The organism is Kitasatospora sp. NPDC088779 (assembly GCF_040685395.1).
In the GTDB taxonomy this organism is placed as follows: Bacteria; Actinomycetota; Actinomycetes; order Streptomycetales; family Streptomycetaceae; genus Kitasatospora.
In genome coordinates this window covers 234,710-257,979 of the sequence record NZ_JBFBHW010000005.1, presented here as the reverse complement: position 1 = coordinate 257,979, position 23,270 = coordinate 234,710, and the positions used below count along the sequence as shown (strand labels likewise).

The 23,270-nt window shown below is 73.4% G+C and carries 13 protein-coding genes; 7 read left to right on the top strand and 6 right to left on the bottom strand.

All coding sequences use genetic code 11. From position 1 onward, the window contains the following. Positions 1–270 precede the first annotated feature (270 nt). The 3 genes from AB0P03_RS06745 (at position 271) to AB0P03_RS06735 (ending at position 6,863) form a co-directional block, all read left to right on the top strand. Positions 271–4,068, top strand: a complete 3,798-nt coding sequence (locus AB0P03_RS06745; protein WP_363627980.1) for a ricin-type beta-trefoil lectin domain protein — start codon at positions 271–273, stop codon at positions 4,066–4,068. Positions 4,069–4,283: 215 nt separating this feature from the next. Next, complete coding sequence (locus AB0P03_RS06740) at positions 4,284–5,357, top strand: RNA ligase family protein (RefSeq protein WP_363627979.1); 1,074 nt, start codon at positions 4,284–4,286, stop codon at positions 5,355–5,357. A 453-nt stretch (positions 5,358–5,810) separates the two neighbouring features. Then, positions 5,811–6,863: an alpha/beta hydrolase gene (locus AB0P03_RS06735; RefSeq protein ID WP_363627978.1), complete on the top strand. Its 1,053-nt coding sequence runs from the start codon at positions 5,811–5,813 to the stop codon at positions 6,861–6,863. 85 nt (positions 6,864–6,948) lie between these two features. On the opposite strand, the gene AB0P03_RS06730 is transcribed toward AB0P03_RS06735, so the two are convergent. Beyond that, entirely contained in the window at positions 6,949–7,644 is a 696-nt protein-coding gene (locus AB0P03_RS06730) for a tyrosine-protein phosphatase (protein ID WP_363627977.1), read from the bottom strand. A gap of 196 nt (positions 7,645–7,840) precedes the next feature. On the opposite strand from AB0P03_RS06730, the gene AB0P03_RS06725 reads away from it, so the two are divergent. The 3 genes from AB0P03_RS06725 to AB0P03_RS06715 all read left to right on the top strand — a co-directional run bounded on the left by AB0P03_RS06725 (position 7,841) and on the right by AB0P03_RS06715 (position 12,062). Next, complete coding sequence (locus AB0P03_RS06725; protein WP_363618774.1) at positions 7,841–8,770, top strand: diiron oxygenase; 930 nt, start codon at positions 7,841–7,843, stop codon at positions 8,768–8,770. 108 nt (positions 8,771–8,878) lie between these two features. Beyond that, a complete protein-coding gene (locus AB0P03_RS06720; RefSeq protein ID WP_363627976.1) occupies positions 8,879–10,690 on the top strand; it encodes an FAD-dependent oxidoreductase in 1,812 nt (603 codons plus the stop codon). A 256-nt stretch (positions 10,691–10,946) separates the two neighbouring features. Further along, positions 10,947–12,062, top strand: coding sequence for a restriction endonuclease (locus tag AB0P03_RS06715; protein ID WP_363627975.1), 1,116 nt, complete (start codon positions 10,947–10,949; stop codon positions 12,060–12,062). Between the two features lie 54 nt (positions 12,063–12,116). Here AB0P03_RS06715 and AB0P03_RS06710 read toward each other — a convergent pair whose 3' ends face one another. From AB0P03_RS06710 to AB0P03_RS06690, 5 genes are all read right to left on the bottom strand, one after another. Next, positions 12,117–17,078, bottom strand: coding sequence for a DNA repair ATPase (locus AB0P03_RS06710; RefSeq protein WP_363627974.1), 4,962 nt, complete (start codon positions 17,076–17,078; stop codon positions 12,117–12,119). A gap of 75 nt (positions 17,079–17,153) precedes the next feature. Continuing rightward, positions 17,154–19,172 (bottom strand): flotillin family protein, encoded by a 2,019-nt coding sequence (locus AB0P03_RS06705; RefSeq protein ID WP_363580330.1) that lies wholly within the window; start codon positions 19,170–19,172, stop codon positions 17,154–17,156. A gap of 106 nt (positions 19,173–19,278) precedes the next feature. Beyond that, positions 19,279–20,013 carry a hypothetical protein gene (locus AB0P03_RS06700; RefSeq protein ID WP_363627973.1) on the bottom strand — a complete coding sequence of 245 codons (735 nt, stop codon included), beginning with the start codon at positions 20,011–20,013 and terminating at the stop codon, positions 19,279–19,281. 155 nt (positions 20,014–20,168) lie between these two features. Next, positions 20,169–21,284, bottom strand: a complete 1,116-nt coding sequence (locus tag AB0P03_RS06695) for a helix-turn-helix domain-containing protein (protein ID WP_363580334.1) — start codon at positions 21,282–21,284, stop codon at positions 20,169–20,171. Positions 21,285–21,383: 99 nt separating this feature from the next. Beyond that, entirely contained in the window at positions 21,384–22,199 is an 816-nt protein-coding gene (locus AB0P03_RS06690; RefSeq protein ID WP_363627972.1) for a GntR family transcriptional regulator, read from the bottom strand. Positions 22,200–22,486: 287 nt separating this feature from the next. On the opposite strand from AB0P03_RS06690, the gene AB0P03_RS06685 reads away from it, so the two are divergent. Beyond that, positions 22,487–23,254 carry a tyrosine-protein phosphatase gene (locus AB0P03_RS06685; protein WP_363580338.1) on the top strand — a complete coding sequence of 256 codons (768 nt, stop codon included), beginning with the start codon at positions 22,487–22,489 and terminating at the stop codon, positions 23,252–23,254. Positions 23,255–23,270 lie beyond the last annotated feature (16 nt).

Genomic DNA, 23,270 nt, shown 5'->3' with positions numbered 1-23,270 from the left:
TCCTCACTCATTGTCGACACAACGTCATATGGACAGGGATGTGCCAGGATCGAGGTGACGATATGTGCACCCACTGACACACCACCAGGTCGCACGAGTGCCGCACATGAGATGTTTATGAAGTCTTGATCTCTTGATCTGCGGCTTATCTGGACACATCGGCACGAACCGACAAAGGGTTTGACCGATCCGTCGGCCAGCACGCATCGTTCCCACCCGAACGCACCCCATCGAGGGTGCGGCCCGACCGGGAGGGACCCCGCAATCCGCATGACCAGCACTCCGCGCACAATCGCGCACACGCGACCAACACCGTCCATACGCAGGCGCATACTCGCGCTGACCGCCCTCGGCACCGGCTGCGCCCTGAGCCTGGCCCTGCTCAGCGCGCCGGCGGCGCTCGCGGCCGACACCGTCCCCGCCCCGCCGACCCACGGCCCGGTGGGTGGACTGCCGCCGATCGTCCCCTCGTCACCGGCACCTGCCCGCACCCCCGCGCAGCAGGCCATGCTGGACGCGCTCGCCAAGGCCAAGACGACCGGCAAGCCGGTCACCGTCGAGACCTTGACCAATGAGGCCTCCAGAACCATCGCCAACCCCGACGGCACGCTGACCAGCACCGACAACGCCCAGGCCGTACGGACCAAGCGCGGAGGTGCGTGGGCGGACATCGACTCGACGTTGCGGGCCAACGCCGACGGCACGTTCAGCCCGGCCGTCGCGACGACCGGGCTGAAGTTCTCCGGCGGCGGGGCGGGCCCGATGGCCACCGTGACGACCGACGACGGCAAGAGCCTCGCGGTGAACGCCCCGTTCGCCCTGCCCAAGCCGTCCGTGACCGGCGCCAACGCCACCTACTCCGACGTCCTCCCCGGTGTGGACCTGCAGCTGACCGCGCTGTCCCAGGGCGGCTGGCGGGACGCCATCATCGTGCGGACCAAGGAGGCCGCCGAGAGCGCGGCGCTCAAGTCGCTGACCTTCCCCGTCTCCGCGCAGGGCCTGTCCATGGCCAAGGACCAGTCCGGCGGCATCACCGTCGTCGACGACAGCGGTGTCACGCGCTTCCGCGCGCCCGTACCGCTGCAGTGGGACTCCAGCAAGCCCGCGCCTTCGACCGCCACCGCCGACCGGGCTTCCAGGGACTCGGTGCGTGCGGCGTTGGCGGCCGCCCCGACGCCCGCGCCCACGGGGAGTGCGAGCGGGATTCCGTCGACCGCCGAGGAACCGGGTGACGGCGCGAACGTGGCCGCCATCACCACCAAGATCACGCCCGCGGCGATCGAACTGACGCCGGACCACGACGCCCTCGGATCCGGTGACGGCCCCTGGTACCTCGACCCGTCCCTGGTGGCGGCGACGAGCTCGGTCCAGGGCTCGGTGGAGGTCCAGGAGAACCACAAGACGGCCGAGAACTTCAACAAGAAGAACAATCTGGCCACCGGCTACTGCGGCTACCACAGCAGCGACCCGAGCCTGGACTGCGGTGACCTGGGCCGCCAGCGCGCCTACTTCCAGTTCGGCATCAACCCGGTGCTCTACACCAAGCCGGGCGGTGCGGAGAGCCCGCCGACCATCTTCAACTCCACCCTCAACTTCCAGGTCACCGGCGCCTCCAGCCCGGGCACGAACTCGCCGCTCGTGGTGTACTCGGCTCCCAAGCCCATCCACGAGCACACCAGTTGGAACGACCAGCCCTGTGGGGACAGCAAGACCGTCGTCATGGAGAACTGCCCGACGGTCAACGGTCAGTGGATCACCGGCACCGGCCCGCTGGCCGTCGACGTGACCGACATGATGAAGCAGGCGATCGCCGGCCAGTGGCCCTGGTGGACCGCCGCCATCGCCCCGATGGGCAACGAGTGGGAGAAGCTGTACCGGCACTACATCGCCAACAATCCCTCCATCACCACCACTTACGACATCACTCCGACCGTCTGGTACCCGCGCACCAGCCCCGCCCCCGGCTTCGCCTGGAACAACAGCGCCGCCGAGTGCACCACCGGGGGCGCGCACCCCTGGGACAACCCCGGCTGGATCGGCGCCAACCAGAACATCAACCTGACGGCCAACAGCTACTCGCCCGCCGGGCAGACCCTCCACACCGACTACCAGATGTGGGACGACAACGACGCCAACTTCAGCTGGTCCCAGGGACGTTGGGGGGCCAGTTACAACGACCCCGGCCCCTCCGTGAGCGTGGGATCACTGTCGGACGGCCACCAGTACGGCTGGACCGCCCGCGCCACCGACGAGATCCTCACCTCGCCCATGACCCCGTGGTGCTACTTCCGCGTCGACAGGACCAACCCCCGCGTCAGCATCAGCTCGACTGACTTCCCGCCGTCGGGCACCCCCAACCCCACCCCGGCCAAGTACATGAACGACCCGGGTGCCTTCACCATCAACGCCGAGGACCCCGCCCCCGGCGCCGGGCTCCAGGCCTCCGGCGTCGCCTGCGTGCGCGTGAGCACGGACCCTACCCCGGTCGTCGGCTGGCGCTGCGGCCAGAACGGAACCCTGCCCCCCGGCCAGCCGTACACCTACAAGCCCAGGGACTGGGGCACCAACACCCTGTACGCCTGGGCCATGGACAACGCCGGCAACTACAGCCAGCCGGCCGTCTACAACTTCTACGTCCCCTGGAAGCCCGACACCCAGCCCCTGTTCGGCGACGTCGACAACGACCAGAAGCCCGACGTCATCACCGTCGACAGGAACGGTGACCTGCGCGTCATCGGCGGCACCATCGACCCCACCACGTCCCTGGCCGCCCCCGCCGCCGCTGCCCCGGGAAACCGGGACTACGGCGCCACCTGGTCCGACTACCAGGTCAGCCACCACGGCACCTTCGCCGTCGGACAGGCCGTCGACGAGATCCTCGCCCACTACACCAAGGACACGACCTCCAAGCTGCGCGAGGCCCTCTACCTGATCCCCAACAACGGCACCGGGCGCTTCGACACCCTGACCCCGATCGCCCTCAACCGGCCCGCCTGCACGACCTACGAGACCGGCAAGCCCTGCTCCGGCTACAACCAGAAGAACTGGAGCGGCGCCTCGCAGGTCATCGCGATCGGCACGCCCGACGGCGAGGCCGTGGGAGGTGAGCCGGGCAACGAAGCGCGCAAGGTCATCATGACCCAGACCTCCATCCTCTCCCTGGAGAACAACAACCTCTACCTCTTCCAGCCCAACGGTCTCGCCGACTCCCTCGACGCGGCCACCTACATCCCGGCCGTCTCCGGCAGCTGGGCCGACCTGGAACTGCTCAACCCGGGTGCGGCCAACGGGGCGACCGCCGTCCCCGGCACCACCGACCCCACCTACCAGACCACCATCTGGGCGCGGAACCGCACGACGGGTGACCTCTTCGCCTACCCGCTCGGCTACAAGGCCGACGGAACGGTCGACTACTCCGCCCTCACCAAGCCCGGCCAGGGGATCAAGCTGGACGTCGGCCAGCCGGTCAAGGCGGGCGACTACCCCCGGATCGGCGCCGGAGACCTCAACAACGACGGCACCCCCGACCTCTGGGTCATGGACAACAGCAACGCGATCGCCATCTTCGCGGGCAAGAGCAACGCCGGCACCAAGGGCAAGGTCGACGGCTTCGTCCCGCCGGCCTTCGCCGGCTTCTCCGACTCCAGCGTCACCATCCACTCCCAGCTGGTGAACTGGCTGTGCGCCGACTCCATCGGCGGCCCCAACGAAGGCACCGAGGTCGCCGCCTACGCCTGCTGGCAGACCATCAACCAGCGGTTCAACTTCGCCACCGACGGCACCATCCGTTCCGGCAGCTGGTGCGTCTCCACCAAGGGCAACGCCCTCGGTAACGGAACCGGCCTGATCCTGTCCCGCTGCGTGGGCAACACCGGCCAGAAGTGGGCCGTACGCCCGGACGGCCGGATCTACCTCCCCGCCACCGTCACTGCGGACAACCCCGGCGGCCGCTGCCTCGAACTGCCCGGATGGGCCACCGACCAGGGCACCCGGCTCGGGATCTGGAACTGCCCCGGTCTGCAGGCCAACCAGCAGTGGAGCCTCAACTACGAGCAGCACGCGCCCTGATGGCGCTCTCCGTGGGGCGAGCTGAACCGATCTGAACAACGTGAACAGCCTGTAGGCAGGCCGGTGGGCCTCGACGCCGCGTCGAGGCCCACCGGCCTGTGGTGGCCCATCTGGCGCGGGCGCTCTGCGACGGCTGGGGCTGCGCGTAGCGGGGGTTGTGGGGGGAGGTGAAACTCCGTTGTCCGGGGGTGGGGCTCGCGGCGATGATTTCGGGTGTGGCTGACACCAGGTTCGAAGGCTCCGCGTTGCGGCCGTACCCCAAGATCTCGGCGAGGGGGCGGCTCTCCGCGTCCGGGAACCGGGAGTGGGTTGCCGTGGAGAAGGTGCACGGGGCGCACTTCGCGGTGGTCTGTGAGGGGGGTGCGGTCCGTCCGGCCAAGCGGCGGGAGCTCCTGGGGGAGGACGCGCTGGACGGCTTCTTCGGCGTCAGCCGGGTCTGGCCGGCGCTGGCGGTGGCGGCCGCCCGGTTCGCCTCGGCGGTGCGCGAGGCGGCGGGCGGGGGCGCGGGCGGGGGCGCAGGTGGGGGCGCTGTGGTGACTGTTTACGGTGAACTGGCCGGCGGGTGCTACCCGCACCCCGATGTGCCCGCCGTCGCCGGAGTCGAGCCCGTACAGACCGGCGTCTGGTACGCGCCGGGGCTGGAGTGGCTGCTCTTCGATGCCGCCGTCGACACCGCCGAGGGCCGGTCCTGGATCTCCGACCGTGACCTGCGTGACGCCGCGGGCACCGCCGGACTCGCCTGCGCCCCCTCGATCGGGCGCGGTGCGCTCACCGTGCTCCAGGAACTTCCGGCCGCCTTCCCCACCCTGGTCCCCGCGCTCCTCGGGCTCCCCGAACTCGCCGACAACCTCGGCGAGGGCTACGTTCTCAAACCCGCCGGTACCTGGCGGGAGACGGGTCCCGAGGGGGTCGGCGCGCGTCCGGTGGTGAAGGTGAAGCAGCGGGCCTTCGCCGAGGACGAGCGCTACGACGGTGCCCGCCCGTACCTGCCGCCGCCGCAGGGCGCGGCCGGGGTCCCCGCCTGGCTCCTGGTCCAGGCCGCGGCACTCCTCACCCCCGCCCGCGCCGCCGCCGCCGTCAGCAAGCTCGGTCCGCGTGCGCCCGAGGGCGTCGTGGCGGCGGAGCTCACCCGGGACGTGGCGGAGGAACTCGCCGAGGCGGTGGGGGGATTGGACGGTGACGTCCTGCGCGCGCTGGAAGCCGCCCTCGGGCCCGGAGCGCGCTCCCTGGCGGCGTTCGACGCCGAGGACCGGCGCTCGCCGACGAGCCGGGCCGGGCTGACGGGCTGAGGGGCCGAGGGGCTGACAGGCTGAGCGGTCGGGCTGGTCAGGCCGGTCGGGCGCGGAAGGATTCCTGAAGAACGTCGCCCGCCCATGCGGAGGGCCCGTCGCCGGCTCCGACCGAAGGGTGACAGCGCAAGGGTGGGTGGGGCGTGGAAGTGGGAGGGGTGTTCGGGAAGAATATGTCGGTCGGTCTACTGATTCCTTGCCGCCGCCCGGGTGGTGCGCGCAGGAAGTCGGCCTGGTCGACTTCCTGCGCGGATGGAGGCGGTGGAAGTGGCGGCGATGGAGAAACTGTAGACCGGTCTACATATTTCTTGCCGGAGAGGGCGTCGGCGGTCGAGGGTGGGTGAAGGGGGCGTCGAGAGGGGCTTCCGCCCGGGGTGGGCCGGGCCCATCATGGGCTCCCGGCCCCAGCCCCCGGTCGAGGGCTCCGGGTGAGGCTCCAGGAGGCAAGTAGAGATGGCGATTCCCTTCCCTGTCCGGATCCAGTCCGCCGTCGTCCGGGGCGCGTACGCGCTGCCGGAGGGGCTGCGGCGGGCGATCGCGGGCGCGCCGGTGGTGCGGGACGGTCAAGTGCTCTCGCTGGACGCGCAGTTGATCCTCAAGTTGCAGCGCCTGTCGAAGGCCGCCCTGGTGCTGCCCGCCGGGGTCGGGCCGTCGCGGGAGGCGATGGAGCACGCGCGGTACCTGGTGGGCGGGGCGACGATCCAGCCGGTAGCCGTCCGGAGCGTCGGAATCCCGCAGGAGTACGGCGAGTTGGCGGCCACGTTGTACACGCCGGGCGGGCTGGCGGCGGGTTCCGGGCTGCTGGTGTACCTGCACGGCGGGGGCTGGGTGGTCGGCAGTCGGGCCAGCCACGACCACGTGGTGCGGTTCCTGGCGCAGCGGGCGCAGGTGCGGGTGCTGTCGGTGGAGTACCGGCGCGCGCCCGAGCACGCGTTCCCGGCGGCTGCGGACGACGCGCTGGCCGCGTTCGACTTCGCGTACGCCAAGGCGGCGGACCTGGGCGCGGATCCGGAGCGGATCGCGATCGGCGGCGACAGCGCGGGCGGGAACCTGGCGGCTGTCACCACACAGGCGGCGGTGCGGCGGGGCGGTCCGGCGCCGGCGTTCCAGTTGCTGCTGTACCCGGCGGTCGACGCCTCCGTCCGGCGGCCCTCGCGCGACCTGTTCACCGACGGGTTCTTCCTGACCAGCGCGGACATGGACTGGTTCCTGGACCGCTACGCGCCCGCGCCGGCCGACCGGACCGATCCGCGTCTGTCGCCCCTGCTCGCCGCCGACCTGTCCGGGCTTCCGCCCACGTACGTCGGCACCGCGGGCTTCGACCCGCTGCGGGACGAGGGCGAGGCCTACGCCGAGGCGCTGAAAGCGGCCGGGGTGACGGTGCGCCTGAGCCGCCAGCCGGACCTCATCCACGGTTACGCCAGCTACCTCGGCATCGGCCGCCGCTTCCGGGAGGCGACGGCGGAGGCGGCCGAGGCGCTGCGGCAGGCGCTGGGCGCCGCGTAGCGCGCAACCAGGGGCGGTACGGCTCGGCGCAGCACCGGGCGGGGGCCCGTTCGGAGGAATCAACGGCCCCTGCCCGGCTGCTCGTTCAGGCCGGGATCCGCCGTGCCTCGGCGAGCTCCGACGCCTGCGCGCCGTGCGCGAGGAGGTACTCCGCCACCGATCCGTGGTGACTCCGGATCGACAGCAGCGCGCGCCGCAGATGCACTTCGCGTACGGGCAGGGCGTTGTGCGCGGCCCCGGCCGGCGGCGGTTTGGCCAGGCCCAGTTCGTCGTTCGAGCGCAGGAAGTCCTGGAGGACCTCCGCCTCGGAGGCGCCCAGCAGCGTCTGCAGGACGGCGACGACGACTCCCGTGCGGTCCTTGCCCGAGGCGCAGTGGACCAGGACCGGCGCGGCCCCGCCCCCGCCGACGAGCAGTCGGCGCAGGACGGCCACTGCCGCCGCGCCGGCGCGTTCGGCCATCAGCGGGTACAGCTCCAACTGGTCGGCAGGCCAGCGTCGTTCGGTGAAGATCGGTGCGTGCAGGTACCGGGCGTCGACGAGGTCGACGGCATCCGGGCGCTCCGCCACCTCCGGGTCGCTGCGCAGGTCGACGACCGTCCGCAGGCCGAGGCGCCGCAGCGTGTCCGCGCCCTCCGCCGCGAGGCCGTGCAAGCTGTGCAGGGCTGCGGAGCGGTACAGCACGCCGCGCGGCAGGGAGCCGACGCCGCCGGCGTCGCGGAAGTTCCGTACGCCGGTGGGGGCGACGCGCTCCGGACCCGCCTCGGGCTGGTTGGCGATCACGTCTCACTGTATCCGGGGGACGGAGAGGGGCGGAGGGGGCGGCTGGGGGAGGCCACGGACGGGAAGGGGCGCGGGAGTTGTGGTCGTGCGCCGTCCGGCGCTGCGCAAGGGGTTCTCGGCGGCGGGCTCTTATTGTACTGTCCGTCTAATAAGCGGGTGAGCGGGCACCCGTAGGGGCAGGCATCTGGAGGCATCCATGGCTCTCACCAACGCGGCGGCAGGGCGGGCGGTGGGTGCGCACGGCCACACCGCGGCCGACGACGACGTCTCGAAGCGGCTGCTGGAGTCCGCCGCGACCCTCTCCTACGACCCCTCGACCGAGATCGACTGGGACGCACCGCTTCCAGCCGACCACTACGGCCTCAACCCGGAGTGGAGCACCCTCTACGGCACCCGGCTGTGGGACGAGATGACCGAGCACCAGCGGGTCACCCTCACCCGGCACGAGGTCTGCTCGATCATGAACACCGGGATATGGTTCGAGATGATCCTCCAGCAGATGGTGCTGCGCGATCAGTACCTGAAGAACCCCGCCAACGCCGAGTTCCAGTTCGCGCTCACAGAGATCGCCGACGAGTGCCGCCACTCGATCATGTTCGCCCGCGCCTGCGAGAAGATGGGCGTCCCCGCGTACCGGCCGAACAAGGTCATCGCCCAGGCCGGGCGCGCGTTCAAGGCCCTGGCGAAGGGTGAACTCGCCTACGGCGGCATCCTGGTGGCCGAAGAGGTGCTCGACGTCATGCAGCGTGACTGGATGCGCGGCGAGAACGTCCTGGACATCGTCCGCGGCACATCCCGGATCCACGTCGTCGAGGAGTCGCGGCACATGAAGTTCGCCCGGCAGGAGATCCGCGAACGGGTGCGCCACGCCGGCCCCGCCCGCCGCCGCACCTCGGCCACCGGCATCGCCGTCGGCGCGTACGTCATCGTCTCCAGCATGGTGCACCCCGGGGTCTACCGGGCCGCCGGGCTCGACACCCAGCGGGCGATCGCCGAAGTGCGGGCCAACGAGCACCGCAAGGCGATGATGCGCACCAGTTCCCGGCACCTGATCGCGTTCCTCGCCGAGACTGGATTGCTCACCAGCCGCTCGGCCGCCATCTACCGGCGCATCCACATGCTCTGACGACACGTCAAAGGCGGACACGTCAAAGCGACACGTCAAACGCGACACGTCAACAAAGGCTCCGACTCCCGCACTTCACCACCTGTAGCGAGGGACCCCACCCCGGCCATGGCCTACGCGATCACCCGGACCTGCTGCAACGACGCCTCGTGCGTGTCCGTCTGCCCGGTCAACTGCATCCACCCGACCCCGGACGAACCGGAGTTCGGCACCACCGACATGCTGTACATCGACCCGGCCGCCTGCATCGACTGCGGCGCCTGCGCCGATGCCTGCCCTGTGGACGCGGTGTTCCCCGTCGACCGGCTGCGCGGGCCCGACACCGTGTTCGGCGACCTCAACCGCGACTGGTACCGCGACCACCCCAACGACCACGCCTGGCGCGCTCCCACCTTCCCGCGCAGCCTGCCCGGCGGGATCGGCACGCTGCGCGTCGCCATCGTCGGCACCGGCCCGTCCGCCGGGTACACCGCGCAGGAACTGCTGCGCAGCACCGGCGCCGAGATCACCATGATCGACCGGCTGCCCGTCACCGGCGGCCTGCTGCGGCACGGGGTCGCGCCCGACCACCAGTCCACCAAGCGCATCGCGGACAGCTTCGCCGGCGTCTTCCACGACCCCAGGCTGCGGATGCACCTCAACGTGGACATCGGTACCGACCTCACCCACGAGGAACTCGCCGCCCACCACCACGCCGTCGTGTACGCCGTCGGCGCGGCCGCCGACCGGCGGCTCGGCATCCCCGGCGAGGACCTTCCGGGCAGCCTTCCCGCGACCACCTTCGTCGGCTGGTACAACGCCCAACCGACCGTGCCCGCCGACGCGGTGGAGCTGTCCGGGCCCGGCGCCGAACGGGTGGTCGTCATCGGCAACGGCAACGTCGCCGTCGACATCGCGCGCATCCTGCTCACCGACCCCGACCGGCTCGCCACCACCGACATCGCCGACCACGCCCTCGCCGCACTGCGTCGCAGCCGGGTGCGGGAAGTCGTGCTGCTCGCCCGGCGCGGGCCCGCCGAAGCCGCCTGGACCAAGGCGGAGTTCCTGGCGCTGCGGCAACTGCCGGGCGTCGAGGTGGTGGTCGAGGACCACCCGGAGGTGCGGGCGGCGATCGAGGCGGCCACCAGGGCGATCGCCGCGCCGGCCGACGGGACGGAGGACGGGGCGGCCGCTGCGCCGACCGCCGGAACGGCCGCTGCGCCGACCGCGTCGGACGCGCGGGCCGCACTGCTCGCCGGGCTGCCGCTGGTGCCGTTCGACGGGGGTGCCGGGCCGGCGCCGGGCCGGCGGATCGTGCTGCGCTTCCTGTCCGCGCCGACCGCGCTCACCGCGTTCACCCCGCCAGGCGAACCCGGCGAACCCGGTGAACCCGGCGGGCCCAGCGCGTCCACCGGGGGCGGGCGGGTGACGGGCCTGACCGTCGCCCGGACCACCCTCGCGGGCGGCCGGGCAGCCGAGCCGACCGGGGAGGCGGACACGCTGCTGGCCGGCCTGGTGGTGCGCTCCATAGGGCACCGGGGCGTACCGGTGCCCGGGCTGCCCTTCGACGAGCGGGCGGCGACGGTCGCGCACCGGGGCGGGCGGGTCGTGGACCCGGCGACGGGGCGGCCGCTGCCCGGTACGTACGTGGTGGGATGGGCCAAGCGCGGGCCGTCCGGCGGGATCGGCGCCAACCGGGCGTGCGCCCGCGAGACCGTGGACGCGCTCCTGGACGACGCGGCGGCCCACGCGCTGGCCGCCCCGGCGGCGAGCCGTACGGACTTCGACCGCCTCATCCGCCACCGTCGCCCGGACGCCGTCGGGCTCAAGGGACTGCGTGCTGTGGAGCGGGCGGAGCGCGCCCGGGGCGAGGCCGAGGGCCGCCCCCGCGTCAAGCTCGCCACCGTCCCCGCCCTGCTGGCGGCTGCCCGTCGGCGGTAGGCGGGCAGCGGGTTGGCGCTGGTCGGCGCGAAAGAATATGTCGCTCGGTCTACTTAATCCTGGCGCGCCGCGCACAGGAAGTCGGCCTGTCCGACTTCCTGTGCGCAGTTCCAGCAAACAGTTAAATGTAGACCGGTCTACATATTTTTTTGACTCGCTTCGGCCGGCGATCCGATCAGCTGCCCAGCCGGATCGTCGGCCACCCGGTCGGACGGTGCCGCTCGCAGTGTCGGACCCGTTGCCTAGGCTGCCCCCGGTGGCTCACGGGATGGGCGGAATGTACGAGTACGAGGACGACGAGTACAGCGACCTGCGGTGGTTCGTGGACCAGGCGGTCGAGGCCCTGGAGCGGTGGCTCTCGTACGAGCGGGACCGTGACCGGTTCGACGACCGGTACCGCAGTGAGTCGATGGTGCTCGTCCGGCACACCGTCGGCGCGAAGGGGTTCCGGCGGTCGCTCCGCGACACCGTCGATCTGATCGAGACGGTGATCGACACCGTGGACCTGATCGAGCGGGCGGCTGTGCGGGCCGAGGAGCTCAGCCTCTTTCCGGCGCCCCCGGACCTGGACCAGTGGTTGGGATCGCTGGCGCTGCGGATCCACGGGTGGCAGCGCGACCTGTGCGGCCTGCGGAGGACTCTCGGCGGCCTCGAGCGCCACTACTGGGCCGGACGCCTGGGTGAGGCGGCGGCGGAGAGCGGTGGCGAGGCCGCGCCCCCGGGGGATGCGGACGGCCTCGGCCTCGGTGAGATCGACCGGCAGGCGCGGACCGTCGCTGTCGAGGTGGTCGCGAAGCTCGGCCGCCGTCAGTGGCACCGGGACGATGACGGGACGGTGGACGGACGGACGTTCGACGAGAGGATGCTCGACGAAAGGATGTCCACCGAGGCGTTCTCCAAGCGCAGCACGATCACCCTGGGGCAGATCGACGACGGTCACTTCACGACCTTCGAGCACACCGTCGCGGCGCTGCTGGAACGGGACGGGTTCACCGTCACGCGGGTGCAGGGCGGCGCCGGTGACATGGGCGGCGACGTCCTCGGGGTCACCGACCTGAACGTCCCGTTCATGGTGCAGTGCAAGCACTCCGGTGACCCGAGGGCGACGGTCGGCCAGCCGGTCGTGCAGCACGCGCTCGGCGGCGCCAGGGCGGTGTTCCAGGCCGGGATCATCCTCATCGTGACGAACCGCGGGTTCTCGAAGCCGGCGCGCGAGTTCGCCGCCCTGCCGACGGTGGGCGCGACCTTGATCGACCGCGAGATGCTGGTGTCCTGGGCGGAGCGGCGGACCCCGCTGGCCAAGGTGTTGGCCCCCCAGCGCGACTCCGAGGCGTCGACCCCCCAGCGCGACGCCGAGGCGTCGACCCCGTAGCGCGGCGCCGAGGGGTCGAACCGGCCGCTGACGCGGGGAGCGCCGCCGGGCGCGTCACCCCCGCCACGTGCGCTTGAGCTCCTCCCAGCGGGTGGCCTGGGCGGGGGTGAGGCCGCCTCGGAGTTCGGCCAGCTTCAGCAGTTGTGCTTCGGCGTCGGCGCCGAGGGGCTGGGCTTCGGCGCGGTAGTGGTCGGTGAGGAGGGCGTCGAGTTCGGGGCGGGTGAGGGCCGGGTCGAGGCGCTGGGCGAGTTTGGCCATGTTGCGGTAGGAGCCCTGGAGGAGGAACGGGGGTTCGGTGCGGGTGCGGTCGTCCTGGGCGGCGGAGGCCAGGTAGGCCCGGTTGACGGCGAGGACGGTGCCGCGCAGGTGGAGCAGTCCGGCGAGGACGGCGGTCATCCGTTCGGCCTCGGCGGCGGGCCAGGCGCCCGCGAGGGTGCCGCCCGGGGTGCCAGTGGCGCGGGCCAGCAGGGTGTCCAGGTCGGCGCGGTCGGCGGTGGCGAGCGGGGCCAGGTGCGGGTTGGCGGGCAGCGTGTTCTCGACGAAGCTGAGCGCGAAGAGGTCCTCGCGCCCGGCGATGACGTCGCCGAGGTTCCAGACGTCGGCGCGGTTGGCGAGCATGTCGGGCAGTCGGAAGAGGCGGCCGGACTCGGTGTACGGGTTGGCGGCCATGACGACGGCGAAGCGCTTGCCGCGCAGGTCCCACTCGCGGGCCTCGCCGTCCCACACCCCGTCGATCCGGCGCTGGGCGTCGCAGAGCGGGATGAAGCGCTGGAGGAGCTCGGGCGAGGTGTGCTGGACGTCGTCGAGGTAGAGCAGCACGTTGTCGCCCGCGTGCAGGGCGAAGTTGAGCTTCTCGATCTCGCGGCGGGAGGTGGCGTCGGGGGCCTCGGCGGGGTCGAGGGAGGTGACCCGGTGGCCGAGCGCGGGGCCGCTGACGGTGACCAGCAGCAGGCCGAGCCGTTCGGCCAGGTACTCGACGAGGGTGGTCTTGCCGTAGCCGGGCGGGGAGACCAGGAGCAGCAGGCCGCTGCGGTCGACCGGTCCGCCGGCGTCGGCGGTGCCGAGCTGTTTGGCGAGGTTGTCGCCGACCAGCGGCAGGTAGACCTGGTCGATGAGCTGGTTGCGGACGAAGCCGTTGAGCGGGGCCGGCCGGTACTGGTCGAGTCGTAGCCGGGTGTGCTCGGCGGCCAGCAGGTCGGCGCGCAGCCGCTGGTAGGCGCGGTGTCCGGGGGCCTCGGTGGCGGCGAACTCGGCGACGCGGGTCAGGAGTTCGTCGAGGCGAAGGTCGAGTGCGCCGCCCGGGAGCCGGGGGTGGTCGCCGAGCAGTCCGGTGAGGCGGGTGGTGGCGGCGCCTTCGGCGGGCCGGCGTGGCAGGGACGGGCAGAGGAGCGCGGCGGCGGCCTCGGCGAGGTCTCCGGGGTTGGCGTCGACGGCGCTCGACTCCAGCCAGGCCTGGGCGAGTTGACGCCGGGCGGGCAGCAGGGCGGGTTCGGCGGGCAGTGCGGCCAGCGCTTCGGTGAGGCCGACGGATTCGGGTGCGGCGTGGAACTTGTCGAGCAGCGCGGCGGCCCCCGGCGCGTACGCGAACGTGGGTGTGGCGGCGGCGAGTTCGGCCACCAGGTACGGGCCGGCGGGCTGCGGGCACGAGGTGAACTCCGTGACGGCGGAGCTCAGTTCGTCGGACAGGACGGAAAGCGCGGCCAGGGCCGCGGGTGCGGCCGGGTCCGGCGCGGTGGGGTCCGGCGCGGTCGGGTCCGATGCTGTCGGGTCCGATGCTGTCGGGTCCGGCGCGGTCGGGTCCGGTGCGGTCGGCTTCGGTGCGGCGACGAAGGCCTGTCGGGCGAGGGTGAGAGCGAGGGCGAGCGAGCGGGCCCGGGTGTGCCAGACCAGTCGCTGCCGCTCGTCGGCGCCGTGCGCCCAGTACAGCTGCGCGGCCGCCCGGGCGGCCGCCGGGTGGCGCAACAGGCCTGCCTCGGCATGGAGTTCGAGCAGGGCGCGGAGCAGTAGCGCCGCGTCGTGGTCGTGGACGCCGCGCTGGTAGCCCTCGTCCGGGCGCTGTTCGGCGGCGCGGCGGACGAACTCCAGCAGGTCGTCCTCGGTGCGCAGGGTGTCGCGCAGGGCGTCCAGCCCGTCCGGTTCGGCGGCCAGCAGCAGGCTGGCGGCGAGGTATTCGGACCGGTAGAGCGCGGGGGTCTCGGAGGGCAGCGGTCGGCCCCAGTAGCGCTCGGTGGCGGCGAACGCCGGGTCGGTGACGGGGGAGCGGTAGTCGGTGCCGGTGAGGGTGAAGGCGGGGCGGCCGTGCCAGGGGACGAGGGTGAGTTCGGGTCGCTGGGTGGTGGCGGCGAACAGGTGGCGGCCCAGCCGCAGGGTGCCGGGGCCGTCGCCGGCGAGTTCGGCGCGGTCGCGCCGGGCCCGGTGGGCGCGGCTGCGGGCGGCACGCAGCCGTCCGGTCAGCTCCTCGGCCCGGACCCGGTCGCCGAGTGAGGTCAACTGGGCGGCGAGGTCGCGGAGTTTGACGGCGGTCGGGTCGGCGGCGAGGGCGGCGTCGATCTCGGCCGCGGTGTCGAGGGCGGTGAGCCGCCGGTGCAGGGTGTCGAGGATGCGTGCGGCGGAGGCGGCGATCCGGTCGGCGCGGCGGGCCCGTTCCTCCAGCAGGTGCTGGCGGCGGGCGGTGAGGGCGTCGTGGATTCCGGTGCGCCGGTCGGCGAGTTGTTCGCCCAGCGCCGGGTCGGCGTCGGCGAAGCGGGTCTCCAACTGTTCGATCCGCAGCAGGAGTCGGCCGAGCTGGTCGTCGCAGGCCTCGGGGGTGTCGGCGGCGGCGAGCGCGGCGGTGGTGGCCTGGGCGAGCAGGGCGGTTTCGGCGGCGAACTCGGCGGCGGCCTCGCGGGTGCGCAGGCCGCGGCGGCGGACGGTGAGGGCGGCGCGGGCGCGGTTGAGCAGCCCGAGGACGTCGGCGAGCCGGTCGAGGATGGCGGTGCGGGTGGTGGCGTCGGCCAGGTCGAGGGTGCCGACGAGCTCCGAGACGGTCTGCAACGCCTCACTCTGCTCGGAGATCTGGAGACCCAGCGGCTCGGCTTCGGCGGCGGTGGCGAGGGCGGCGCAGCGGTCGGCGAGTTCGCCTGCGCGCCGGCGGTGCGGGGCGAAGGCCTCGGGTTCGGCGAGGTGTCCGACGGCGCGGGCGGCGGCCTCGGTCAGGCCCTCGGCGAGGTGGGCGGCGAGCGCGTCGATCCGGGCGGGGTCGGCGCGCGGCAGGTCGCGCAGCGCCTCGATCCGGCCCTGGGCGCGGCGCAGCCCGGCGAGCCGGTCGACCCATTCGGCGGCGTCGGCGAGGGTCTCGCCGCGGGCGGTGCGCAGCAGGCCTTCGACGTGCTCGGTGGCCTGTTCGGTCTGCCGGGCGGCGTGCGCGGTGAGTTCGGCGACGGCCTCGTACTCGGCGATGACCTGCCGGGCGGTGTCGCGGATCTCGGCGAGCGGGGCGGCGAGGTCGCCGAGGCCGGGCTGGCCCAGCCAGTGGTGCCGGTCGGCGGTGCGGGTGCAGGCGGCGAGGACGGCCTGGTGGCCGGCCGGGGTGTCGGCGCCGGCGGCGGCGAGCCGGGCCAGGGAGAGGCAGTCGGCGAGGCCGCGGACGAGGTCGGCGTTGCCGATCCGGGCGAGCGGGCCGGTGCCGGGCGGCTGCGCGGCCGCGTGGCGCTCGCTGGTGAACGGGGTCTGCCATAGCTGGACGGGGTGCAGCCGGGTGGGCCCGTCCTCGGCCGGGCGGAGGGCGATCAGGGTGCCGTCGGCGAGCAGCGCGTAGCCCTGGCAGGGCAGCGGGGCGGCGGCCTCCTGGCGGACGCTGTTGTACGGCTGGAGCAGGGCGCGGCCGTCGGCGGGGGAGCGGAACTCGTACAGCACGTCCTCGCCGTTGGGCGAGACGAGGGTGCGCTCGTAGGCCAGGCCGTCCACCGGCTGGTCGTAGCTGCGCACGGTGCCGTCGGCGAGGTGGCAGCCGCCGGGGAAGGCCACGCCCTGGTCGGCGGGCAGCCGCAGGCAGGCCTGGCCGAGTGCGTCGATCCGGGTGACCCGGCCGGTGGGCAGGTGGCAGACCAGGTGCCGGACGGTCTCCTCCTGGTACGGGCGCACGCGCACCAGCAGCAGGGTGCCGAGCCGGGCGTGGGCGATCTGGGCGTCGGCGAGGGTCTGCAGGGCCTCGGCGAGGGGTTCGTGGTGCAGCTCGCGGCCGTCGGGGGCGGTGACGGTCAGCCGGCCGCCGTCGATGCCGAGCCGGAGTTCGCCGCCGAGGTCGGCGCGCGGTGGGCTGTCGGGGGCGGCGGGCAGCTGGTCGTCCCGGGTGAGGGTGGTCCAGGCGAGCTGCTGGCCGTCGGCGGCGGTGTGGTCGCGTTCGCCGCGCCCGTCCTGGTAGGCGGGGTGCCCGTCGTCGGCGAGGTCGTCGACGGGGCGCCAGCGCAGCACCCGGACGTCGGCGGCGGCGGGGCCGGTGCGGAAGACGGCGAGCAGGCGGCCGCCGATGGGGCGCAGCCGTTCCAGCCGGGCGTCGCGGAAGTAGCGGTGCAGGTCGGCGAGGTCCTGGCGCAGGCGCGGGTCGTCCAGCAGCGTGCCCTCGGTGGGGGCGGGGGTGAGGTCGGGGTGGTGGACGCTCAGGACCTCGCCGAGCGGCCCGGCGCCCGGGGAGCCCTCGGACGGGGCGCCGGCGGAAACGGAGGCGGAGACGGAGCCGGAGGCGGAGATGGTGGCGGAGACGGTGGAAGCGGAGACGGCGGTGTCGGGCGCGCTGCCCGGGCGGGTGCCGAGCAGCAGCAGCCCGCCGGCGGCGGTGAGGTCCTGCGGGAGGCAGGCCCGGCCGGTGGTGAGCCGGCCGGTGCCGACCAGCCGCAGCTCCCCGCCGCCGAACTCCTCGACCCGGTGGGCGTTCAACGCCTGCGCGCGGTCGGCGAGTTCGGCGGCGGACCGGGCGAGTCGGCCGCGCAGGACCTCGTAGGTGCCGGCGTCGAGCCGGGCGTCGAGGGCGTCCACCACGTCAGTTCCTCAACTACTCGGTTTCTCAACTGCTCAGGAGATCGGGTACTCAGGCGACTCAGGCGACTCAGGCGCTCACTTGGAGCCGTTGACCGACGCCAGCGCCCCGATCGACGTCTCGGCGATCCCCAACTTCTGGGCTGAGGTGAGCAGTTGCCGCAGCTGCCCGGCCTGCTCGCCGCCTCCGGCGCCGATCATCCGCATCAGCAGCGCGGACACCGTCAGGTTCTGCACGTCCGCGGTGGACACCGAGGACAGCACCCGGGTGAGGTCCTCGGTGAAGCTGGCGCTGCCGTCGAGCCAGGGCCCGGCCAGGGCCTGGGCGGTCTGCGAGTGCCCGACGAAGGCGTCGACGCTCTTGGCGGCCGTCACCGACTGCACCAGGCGGTCGAAGAACACCCCGTCCCCGCCGACGATGTCGATCTTCGCCTTCTCCAGCCCGGCCGCGACCAGCGCGGCCTGCGCCTCGGCGATCTGCCGCTGGGTGTCCAGCCCGGCCAGCCGGACGTCCTTCTCGGCGGCCAGCCGCAGCCGGTACTCCTCGTGCCCGCGCGAGGCCTCGTCCAGCTTCGCCATCGCCGCGGCCTTCTCGGTGAGGCCCTCGGCCTCGGCCTTCAGCTTGGCGCCGATCTCCAGCGCGGCGGCCTTCGCCTTCTCGGCCTGGACGGCGGCCTCGGCGCGGCCGACCTTCTCCACCGCCGCGGCCTCCTGCTCGCGCACCTGCACCTGGGCCAGCCCCTCGGCGGCGGCCTCCGCCCGGATGCCCTCGGCCATCCGGATCTTGGCGGTGGCGTCCAGTTCGGCGGCCTGCTGGCGGGCCTCGGCCAGCACCAGCGACTCGCGGGCCTTGTGCGAGGCGGCCTGCTCCGCGGCCTCGGCGGCCTTGATGTCCTTGACGAGCTTCTCCTGCGCCTGCGCCTCGGCCTGGATGATCACCGCGCGGCGGGTGCGCTCGGCGTCCTCGGTGGCGCGCAGCGTCTTGACGGCCTCCTCCTGCTCGGCGACGGTCCGCTCCACCGCCACCCGCTCGCGGACCACGTCGGCGACCTCCCGCCGGCGGGACTCGACCTCCTTCTGCTTGGCCATGGTGGCGAGTTCGGTCTCCCGGTCGCGGCCGATGACCTCCAGCAGGCGGTCCTTCTCGATCCGCTCGTTCTCCACCGCGATCACCCGCTCGCGGTTCTTCTGGGCCACCGCGACCTCGCGGGCCTGGTTCTCGCGCTGCACGCCGAGCAGTTCCTCGGTCCGGAGGAAGGCGGTCTGGGCGTTCAGCCGCTCCTCCTCCTGGACCCGGGCGATCACCGCGTCCTCCGTGGCCCGCAGGGTCTCGATCTCGCGGCGCTGGCGGATCTCGGCGTCGGCCTGGCGGCGCTGGAGTTCGAGGACGGCCTCCCGGGCGTCCACGTTCTGCCGGGTGATCTCCTTCTCCTCGGTGCGCTGGTACTCGTTGGTGCGCACGTGCTCGATCGCCGTCAGCTCGGTGATCTTGCGGATGCCCTGGGCGTCGAGGATGTTGTCGGAGTCCAGCTGGTTCATCGGGGTCTGTTCGAGGTGGTCGATGGCCGCGTCCTCAAGGGTGTAGCCGTTGAGGTCGGTGCCGATGACCGCGATGATCTGGTCCCGGAACTCGTGCCGGTGCGTGTAGAGGTCGGTGAAGTCGAGCTGCTTGCCGACGGTCTTCAGCGCCTCGGCGAACTTGGCCGCGAAGAACTCCTGGATCGCGGACGGGTCGCTGGCGCGGGCGGTGCCGATGGCCTGCGCGACCTTGATGACGTCCTCGACGGTCTTGTTCACCCGCACGAAGAAGGAGATCCGGATGTCCGCCCGGATGTTGTCCCGGCAGATCAGCCCGTCCCGGCCGGCGCGGTGGATCTCCACCGTCTTCACCGAGATGTCCATCAACTCGGCCTTGTGCAGCACCGGGAGGACGATCGCGCCGGTGAAGGTGACGTCCACCTTCTTGGTGCGGGAGACGATCAGCGCCTTGCCCTGCTCGACCTTCTGGAACAAGCGGCCCACGAACAGCAGCATGGCGAGCACGATGAGCAGTACGACGGCGACGAGAATGCCGAAACCCACGGCGATGGTGTCCATCACGGAGTCCTTTGACGAGATGACGAGATGGTGCGAAGTCGAGCGGACGAAAGCGGAACGATCGAGACAAAGGGGGTGAAAGGGGGTAAGGGGACGCCCGGGGGAGTCAGCCGCCCGGTAGCGCCGGGTCGAACGGCGCCACCAGGAAGTGCTCGCCGTCGGCGTCGTAGTCGAAGATCAGGGCGGTGCGGCCGGCCGCCAGCCCGGGCTCCTCGGTGAGCGTGCGGACCTGGACGGTCGCGGTGGAGCCGTCCTCGGCGGTGACCTCCGCCTGCCCGAAGTCGGCCGTCACCCGGCCGGTGCGGATCACGCAGACGCGGCCGACGAAGTCCCCCCGGGTCGCCGGACGGTCCTCGGGGAACAGCCGGGACAGCGGCCGGACCAGCAGTCGGGTGCCCGCCCAGGAGGCGACCAGCGCGACGGCGAACACGCCGCCGCGCGCCGGTGCCCCCGAGGTGAGGACGGTGCCGGCCAGGCTGACGAACCAGGCGAGCGCGACCAGCAGCGACACCGCCACCGTCACGGGCACCCCGCCCAGCCCCAGCGCGCCCAGCACGCCTCCGTGGTGGTGGGCGCCCCCGCCGTCGGCGCCGTGCCCGTCTTGGGCCTCGTGTCCCCCGTGCCCCCCGTGGGTCGCGTGCCCCCCGGCACCGTGGCCCAGGTCGCCCGCGTGACCGGCGTGGCCGACGTGACCGGCATGCCCGACGCCGTGTCCCCCGTGCAGGGCGTCGAACCCCAGGCCGCCGACCAGCATCAGCAGCCAGTACCCGACCACCACCACCAGCGCGAAGCTGAAGAGCGCCGTCGGAAAAGCCAGCGCGGCCGCGACGAATCCCCCCATCCCGGCCACGCTCCCCCGCTGTTCCCACGGCACCGCACCTCGGCGCCATGGAGATCGTGACAGCGGAGGGGTCGTTCGCACATTGCCAGGATCCGGCAATCTTTACGGCCCTTTGACACCCTGGAACGCACCGCCCGGGGGCGTTTGGCCGCCGCCTACAGCGGCTGCTCCGGCCAGTTCAGCAACCGGGCCCCCATCGCCGCCGTCTCCAGGGTGAACCGTTGCAGGGCGTCCGACGGGTCGTAGCCGGTCAGCGCCTTGATCCGCTCCAGCCGGTAGCCGAGCGTGCGGACGCTCAGCCCCAGCCGCCGGGCCGCCTCCGCGTTCACGTACGCGGCCTCCGCCTGCACCGCGATGGTGTCCAGCAGGGGGCGGGCGCCGCCGCGCGCCTCGGTCAGCGGGCCCAGCACGCTGCGCACCAGGTCGGCCATCGCCGCCCGGTCGCGCATCAACACGGGGAAGACCAGCAGTTCCTCGGCCTTCAGCTGCCGCGCCGGCAGGTCCAGCCGGTCCGCGTAGTCCAGCGCGCCCAGCGCCTCCTCGTAGCTGCGCAGCACCCCGGTGGCCCCCGAGTGCCGGCGACCGGTGGCCACCCGCAGCACCGGGCGGTAGCCGGGGCCGGGGCGCAGCGCCAGGTCGGCGAAGGCCTCCAGGACGGCGCGTTCGGTGTCCGGGGCGATGCACACCAGCCGGCCGTCCTTGCCGGCGAGCAGGACGTCCCGCTCGCCGAACCGCCCGACCAGCTCCCGTTCCACCCGGTGCACCAGCGGGTGGACGTCCGCGTACGGCGTGTCGCCGACGGCCACCGCCACCGCGTACGAGCCCGCCAGCCGCAGCCCGAACCGCTCGGCGCGCTCCGCCAGCAGGCCCAGGTCGCTGCGGCCGTACAGCAGGTCGTCGATGAACTCGCGCCGCGCGGACTCCTGTTGGCGGACCGCCATGCGCTGCGCGCGCTCGTGTCCCTCGCCGAGCGCGGCCAGTGCGGCCTCGGTCGCCGCGAGCACGGCGTCGCCGATCCGGCGCAGTTCCCCGACGCCGCCCGCCGCCGTGATGCCCGGCAGCACCTGCCAGGCCCGCCGGGTGGCCGCCAGGCAGTGCGCGACGACGTCGCGCAGCCCGTACCCGGCCTCGGCGCAGTGCTCGCCCAGCGTGCGCAGGCACTCCAGTTCGTCCCGGCGCAGCAGCCTCCCGGTGCGGGAGGCGTCGGCGAGCAGCCCGAGGTAGACCTCGGCGAGTTCGGTGGGTATGTCGTGCTCGGTCCCCTCGGACACCGCGGTACTCCGCCCCCCGTGACGCGTGATGATCCGGCGCGGAACTTTAGCAGGATCGATACGACGCCGAACGGTGCGGGGTGGGCGGCTGACCTGGCGCTATCGCGGGCCGGGCGGAGGTCCGGGCGGCAGGTCGGCCGCAGGGTCGGCAGGCGGCTCCGGCCGGGGCTCGCGGAAGTTCAGGACGAAGCGCGCGCTGCTGCCGTCGATCCGCCGCCGGACGTACAGCGCCGGGGCGCCGTCCGGGGTGCAGCTGACCCCCTCGCGGACCAGCAGCGGGGTGCCCGGCGGGACGCCCAGCAGCTCGGCGTCGGCCAGATCCGCGCCGATCGCGCCGAACGCCCGCCAGTCGTACTCCAGCTCCACCCCGGCCGCGCGGGCCAGGTCCAGCACCAGGTTCCCGGGCCGGCCGGGCCGCACCAGGGCGTCCGGCAGCGGGCCGAACGGCACCCAGTAGCTGCACGCGGCCCGGGCCCGCCCGCCGAGCCGGATCACCGTGTCCACCCGGGACAGCTCGGCCGGCGCCCGGCCCAGTTGCCGGGCCGCCTCCTCGTCCTCCGTCGACCCGGCCACCGGCGGGGTGCCCAGCACGAACTCGCCGTCGCCGGTGTCGGGGAGCGCGGCGTGCACGCTGCCCAGGTCGAAGCGCTGGCTGCGCGGGTCCACCGCGATCGAGACGCGGACGGCCGGCGGGCGGACGAACGTGCCCACGCCCCGCCGGATCTCCACCACGGCGGCCCGCTCCAGCTCCGCCACCGCCTGCCGGACGGTCAGCCGGTTCACCCCGAACTCGGCGCTCAGCTCGGGCTCGCTCGGCAGCCGGGCGCCCGCCGGGTACGCGCCGGCGTCGATCCGTTCCTGGAGCCGCCGGGCCAGCCGTCGGTAGAGCGGGGTGTTGGGAGGGTTCGTCGCCACATGCCCGATCCTACGAACCCCGAGCCCGCCGCCGCCCGCAGCCCGCCCACGGCCGGGCCCGCAGCCAGCCCACGGCCGGGCCCCGCGGCCCGTCCACCGCGGGGCCCGCCGCCCGCCCGCCCCGTCCCCTCCCTCCGGTCGACGGGACCGGTCGGCGGGGGTGGGATGGAGGGGTGCGGGCGACCGTGGTTTGCCCCGCACCCCGGGGAGGGACTAGACATCTAGATGTCTTGATGCACGTCTGGATGCCCGGCCCCTCCCCACGGCCCCACCGAAAGGCCCCGCGCATGTCCCTGGTCAACTTCCGCGACTCCGCCGTCCTCGGCGACCCCGAGGGCCGGCGGATCCGCCCCGGCGTGCTGTACCGCTCCGCCCAGCCGTTCCCGGCCGCCGACGAGGCCACCGTCGCCCAGCTGCGCGCCTGCGACATCCGCACCATCGTCGACCTGCGCGACACCCGTGAGACCGACCCCGCCGACTGGGCCGCCGCCGAGGCCGCCGGGATAGCCGTCGTCGCCGCCCCGGTGAACCCCACCGGCGACGGCCTCGCCGCCCGGATGCGCACCATGGCCACCGCCGCCGACCTCGGCGACTACTACGTGCTGCTGGCCGAGTCCGCGCCCGAGGCCGTCACCGCCGCCGTCGAGGCCGCCGCCCGCCCGGGCGCCGTCCTCCTGCACTGCGCCGCCGGCAAGGACCGCACCGGCCTGCTGACCGCCCTGCTGCTGGACCTCCTCGGCGTGCCCGCCGAGCGGATCGTCGCCGACTACGCCCGCACCGCCGACGCCCTGCCGCAGATCTTCGCCGGCCTCTCCGAGCGCCACCGCACCGCGCTCAACGCCCGCGGCGCCCGGGTCACCGACTCCGAGGGCCGCGAACTCACCATCCCCGCCCCGCTCCTCGACGCCCCGGCGGAGGCCATGGCCGTCTTCCTCGACCGCGTCCGCACCCGCCACGGCGGCGCCGAGGCCTTCCTCCCGGCCTGCGGCGTCCCCGCCGCCACCCTCGGCGCCTTCCGCGCCAAGGCGGCCGCCGCGGCGGCCTCGGCCGTCTGACACCCGGCTTCCGTCC

Excerpts from the sequence above, each read along its gene's own strand:
- AB0P03_RS06745 (WP_363627980.1), top strand. The coding sequence starts at position 271 with ATGACCAGCACTCCGCGCACAATCGCGCACACGCGACCAACACCGTCC.
- AB0P03_RS06735 (WP_363627978.1), top strand. The coding sequence starts at position 5,811 with ATGGCGATTCCCTTCCCTGTCCGGATCCAGTCCGCCGTCGTCCGGGGC.
- AB0P03_RS06725 (WP_363618774.1), top strand. The coding sequence starts at position 7,841 with ATGGCTCTCACCAACGCGGCGGCAGGGCGGGCGGTGGGTGCGCACGGC.
- AB0P03_RS06720 (WP_363627976.1), top strand. The coding sequence starts at position 8,879 with ATGGCCTACGCGATCACCCGGACCTGCTGCAACGACGCCTCGTGCGTG.
- AB0P03_RS06705 (WP_363580330.1), bottom strand. The coding sequence starts at position 19,172 with ATGGACACCATCGCCGTGGGTTTCGGCATTCTCGTCGCCGTCGTACTG.
- AB0P03_RS06700 (WP_363627973.1), bottom strand. The coding sequence starts at position 20,013 with ATGGGGGGATTCGTCGCGGCCGCGCTGGCTTTTCCGACGGCGCTCTTC.
- AB0P03_RS06685 (WP_363580338.1), top strand. The coding sequence starts at position 22,487 with ATGTCCCTGGTCAACTTCCGCGACTCCGCCGTCCTCGGCGACCCCGAG.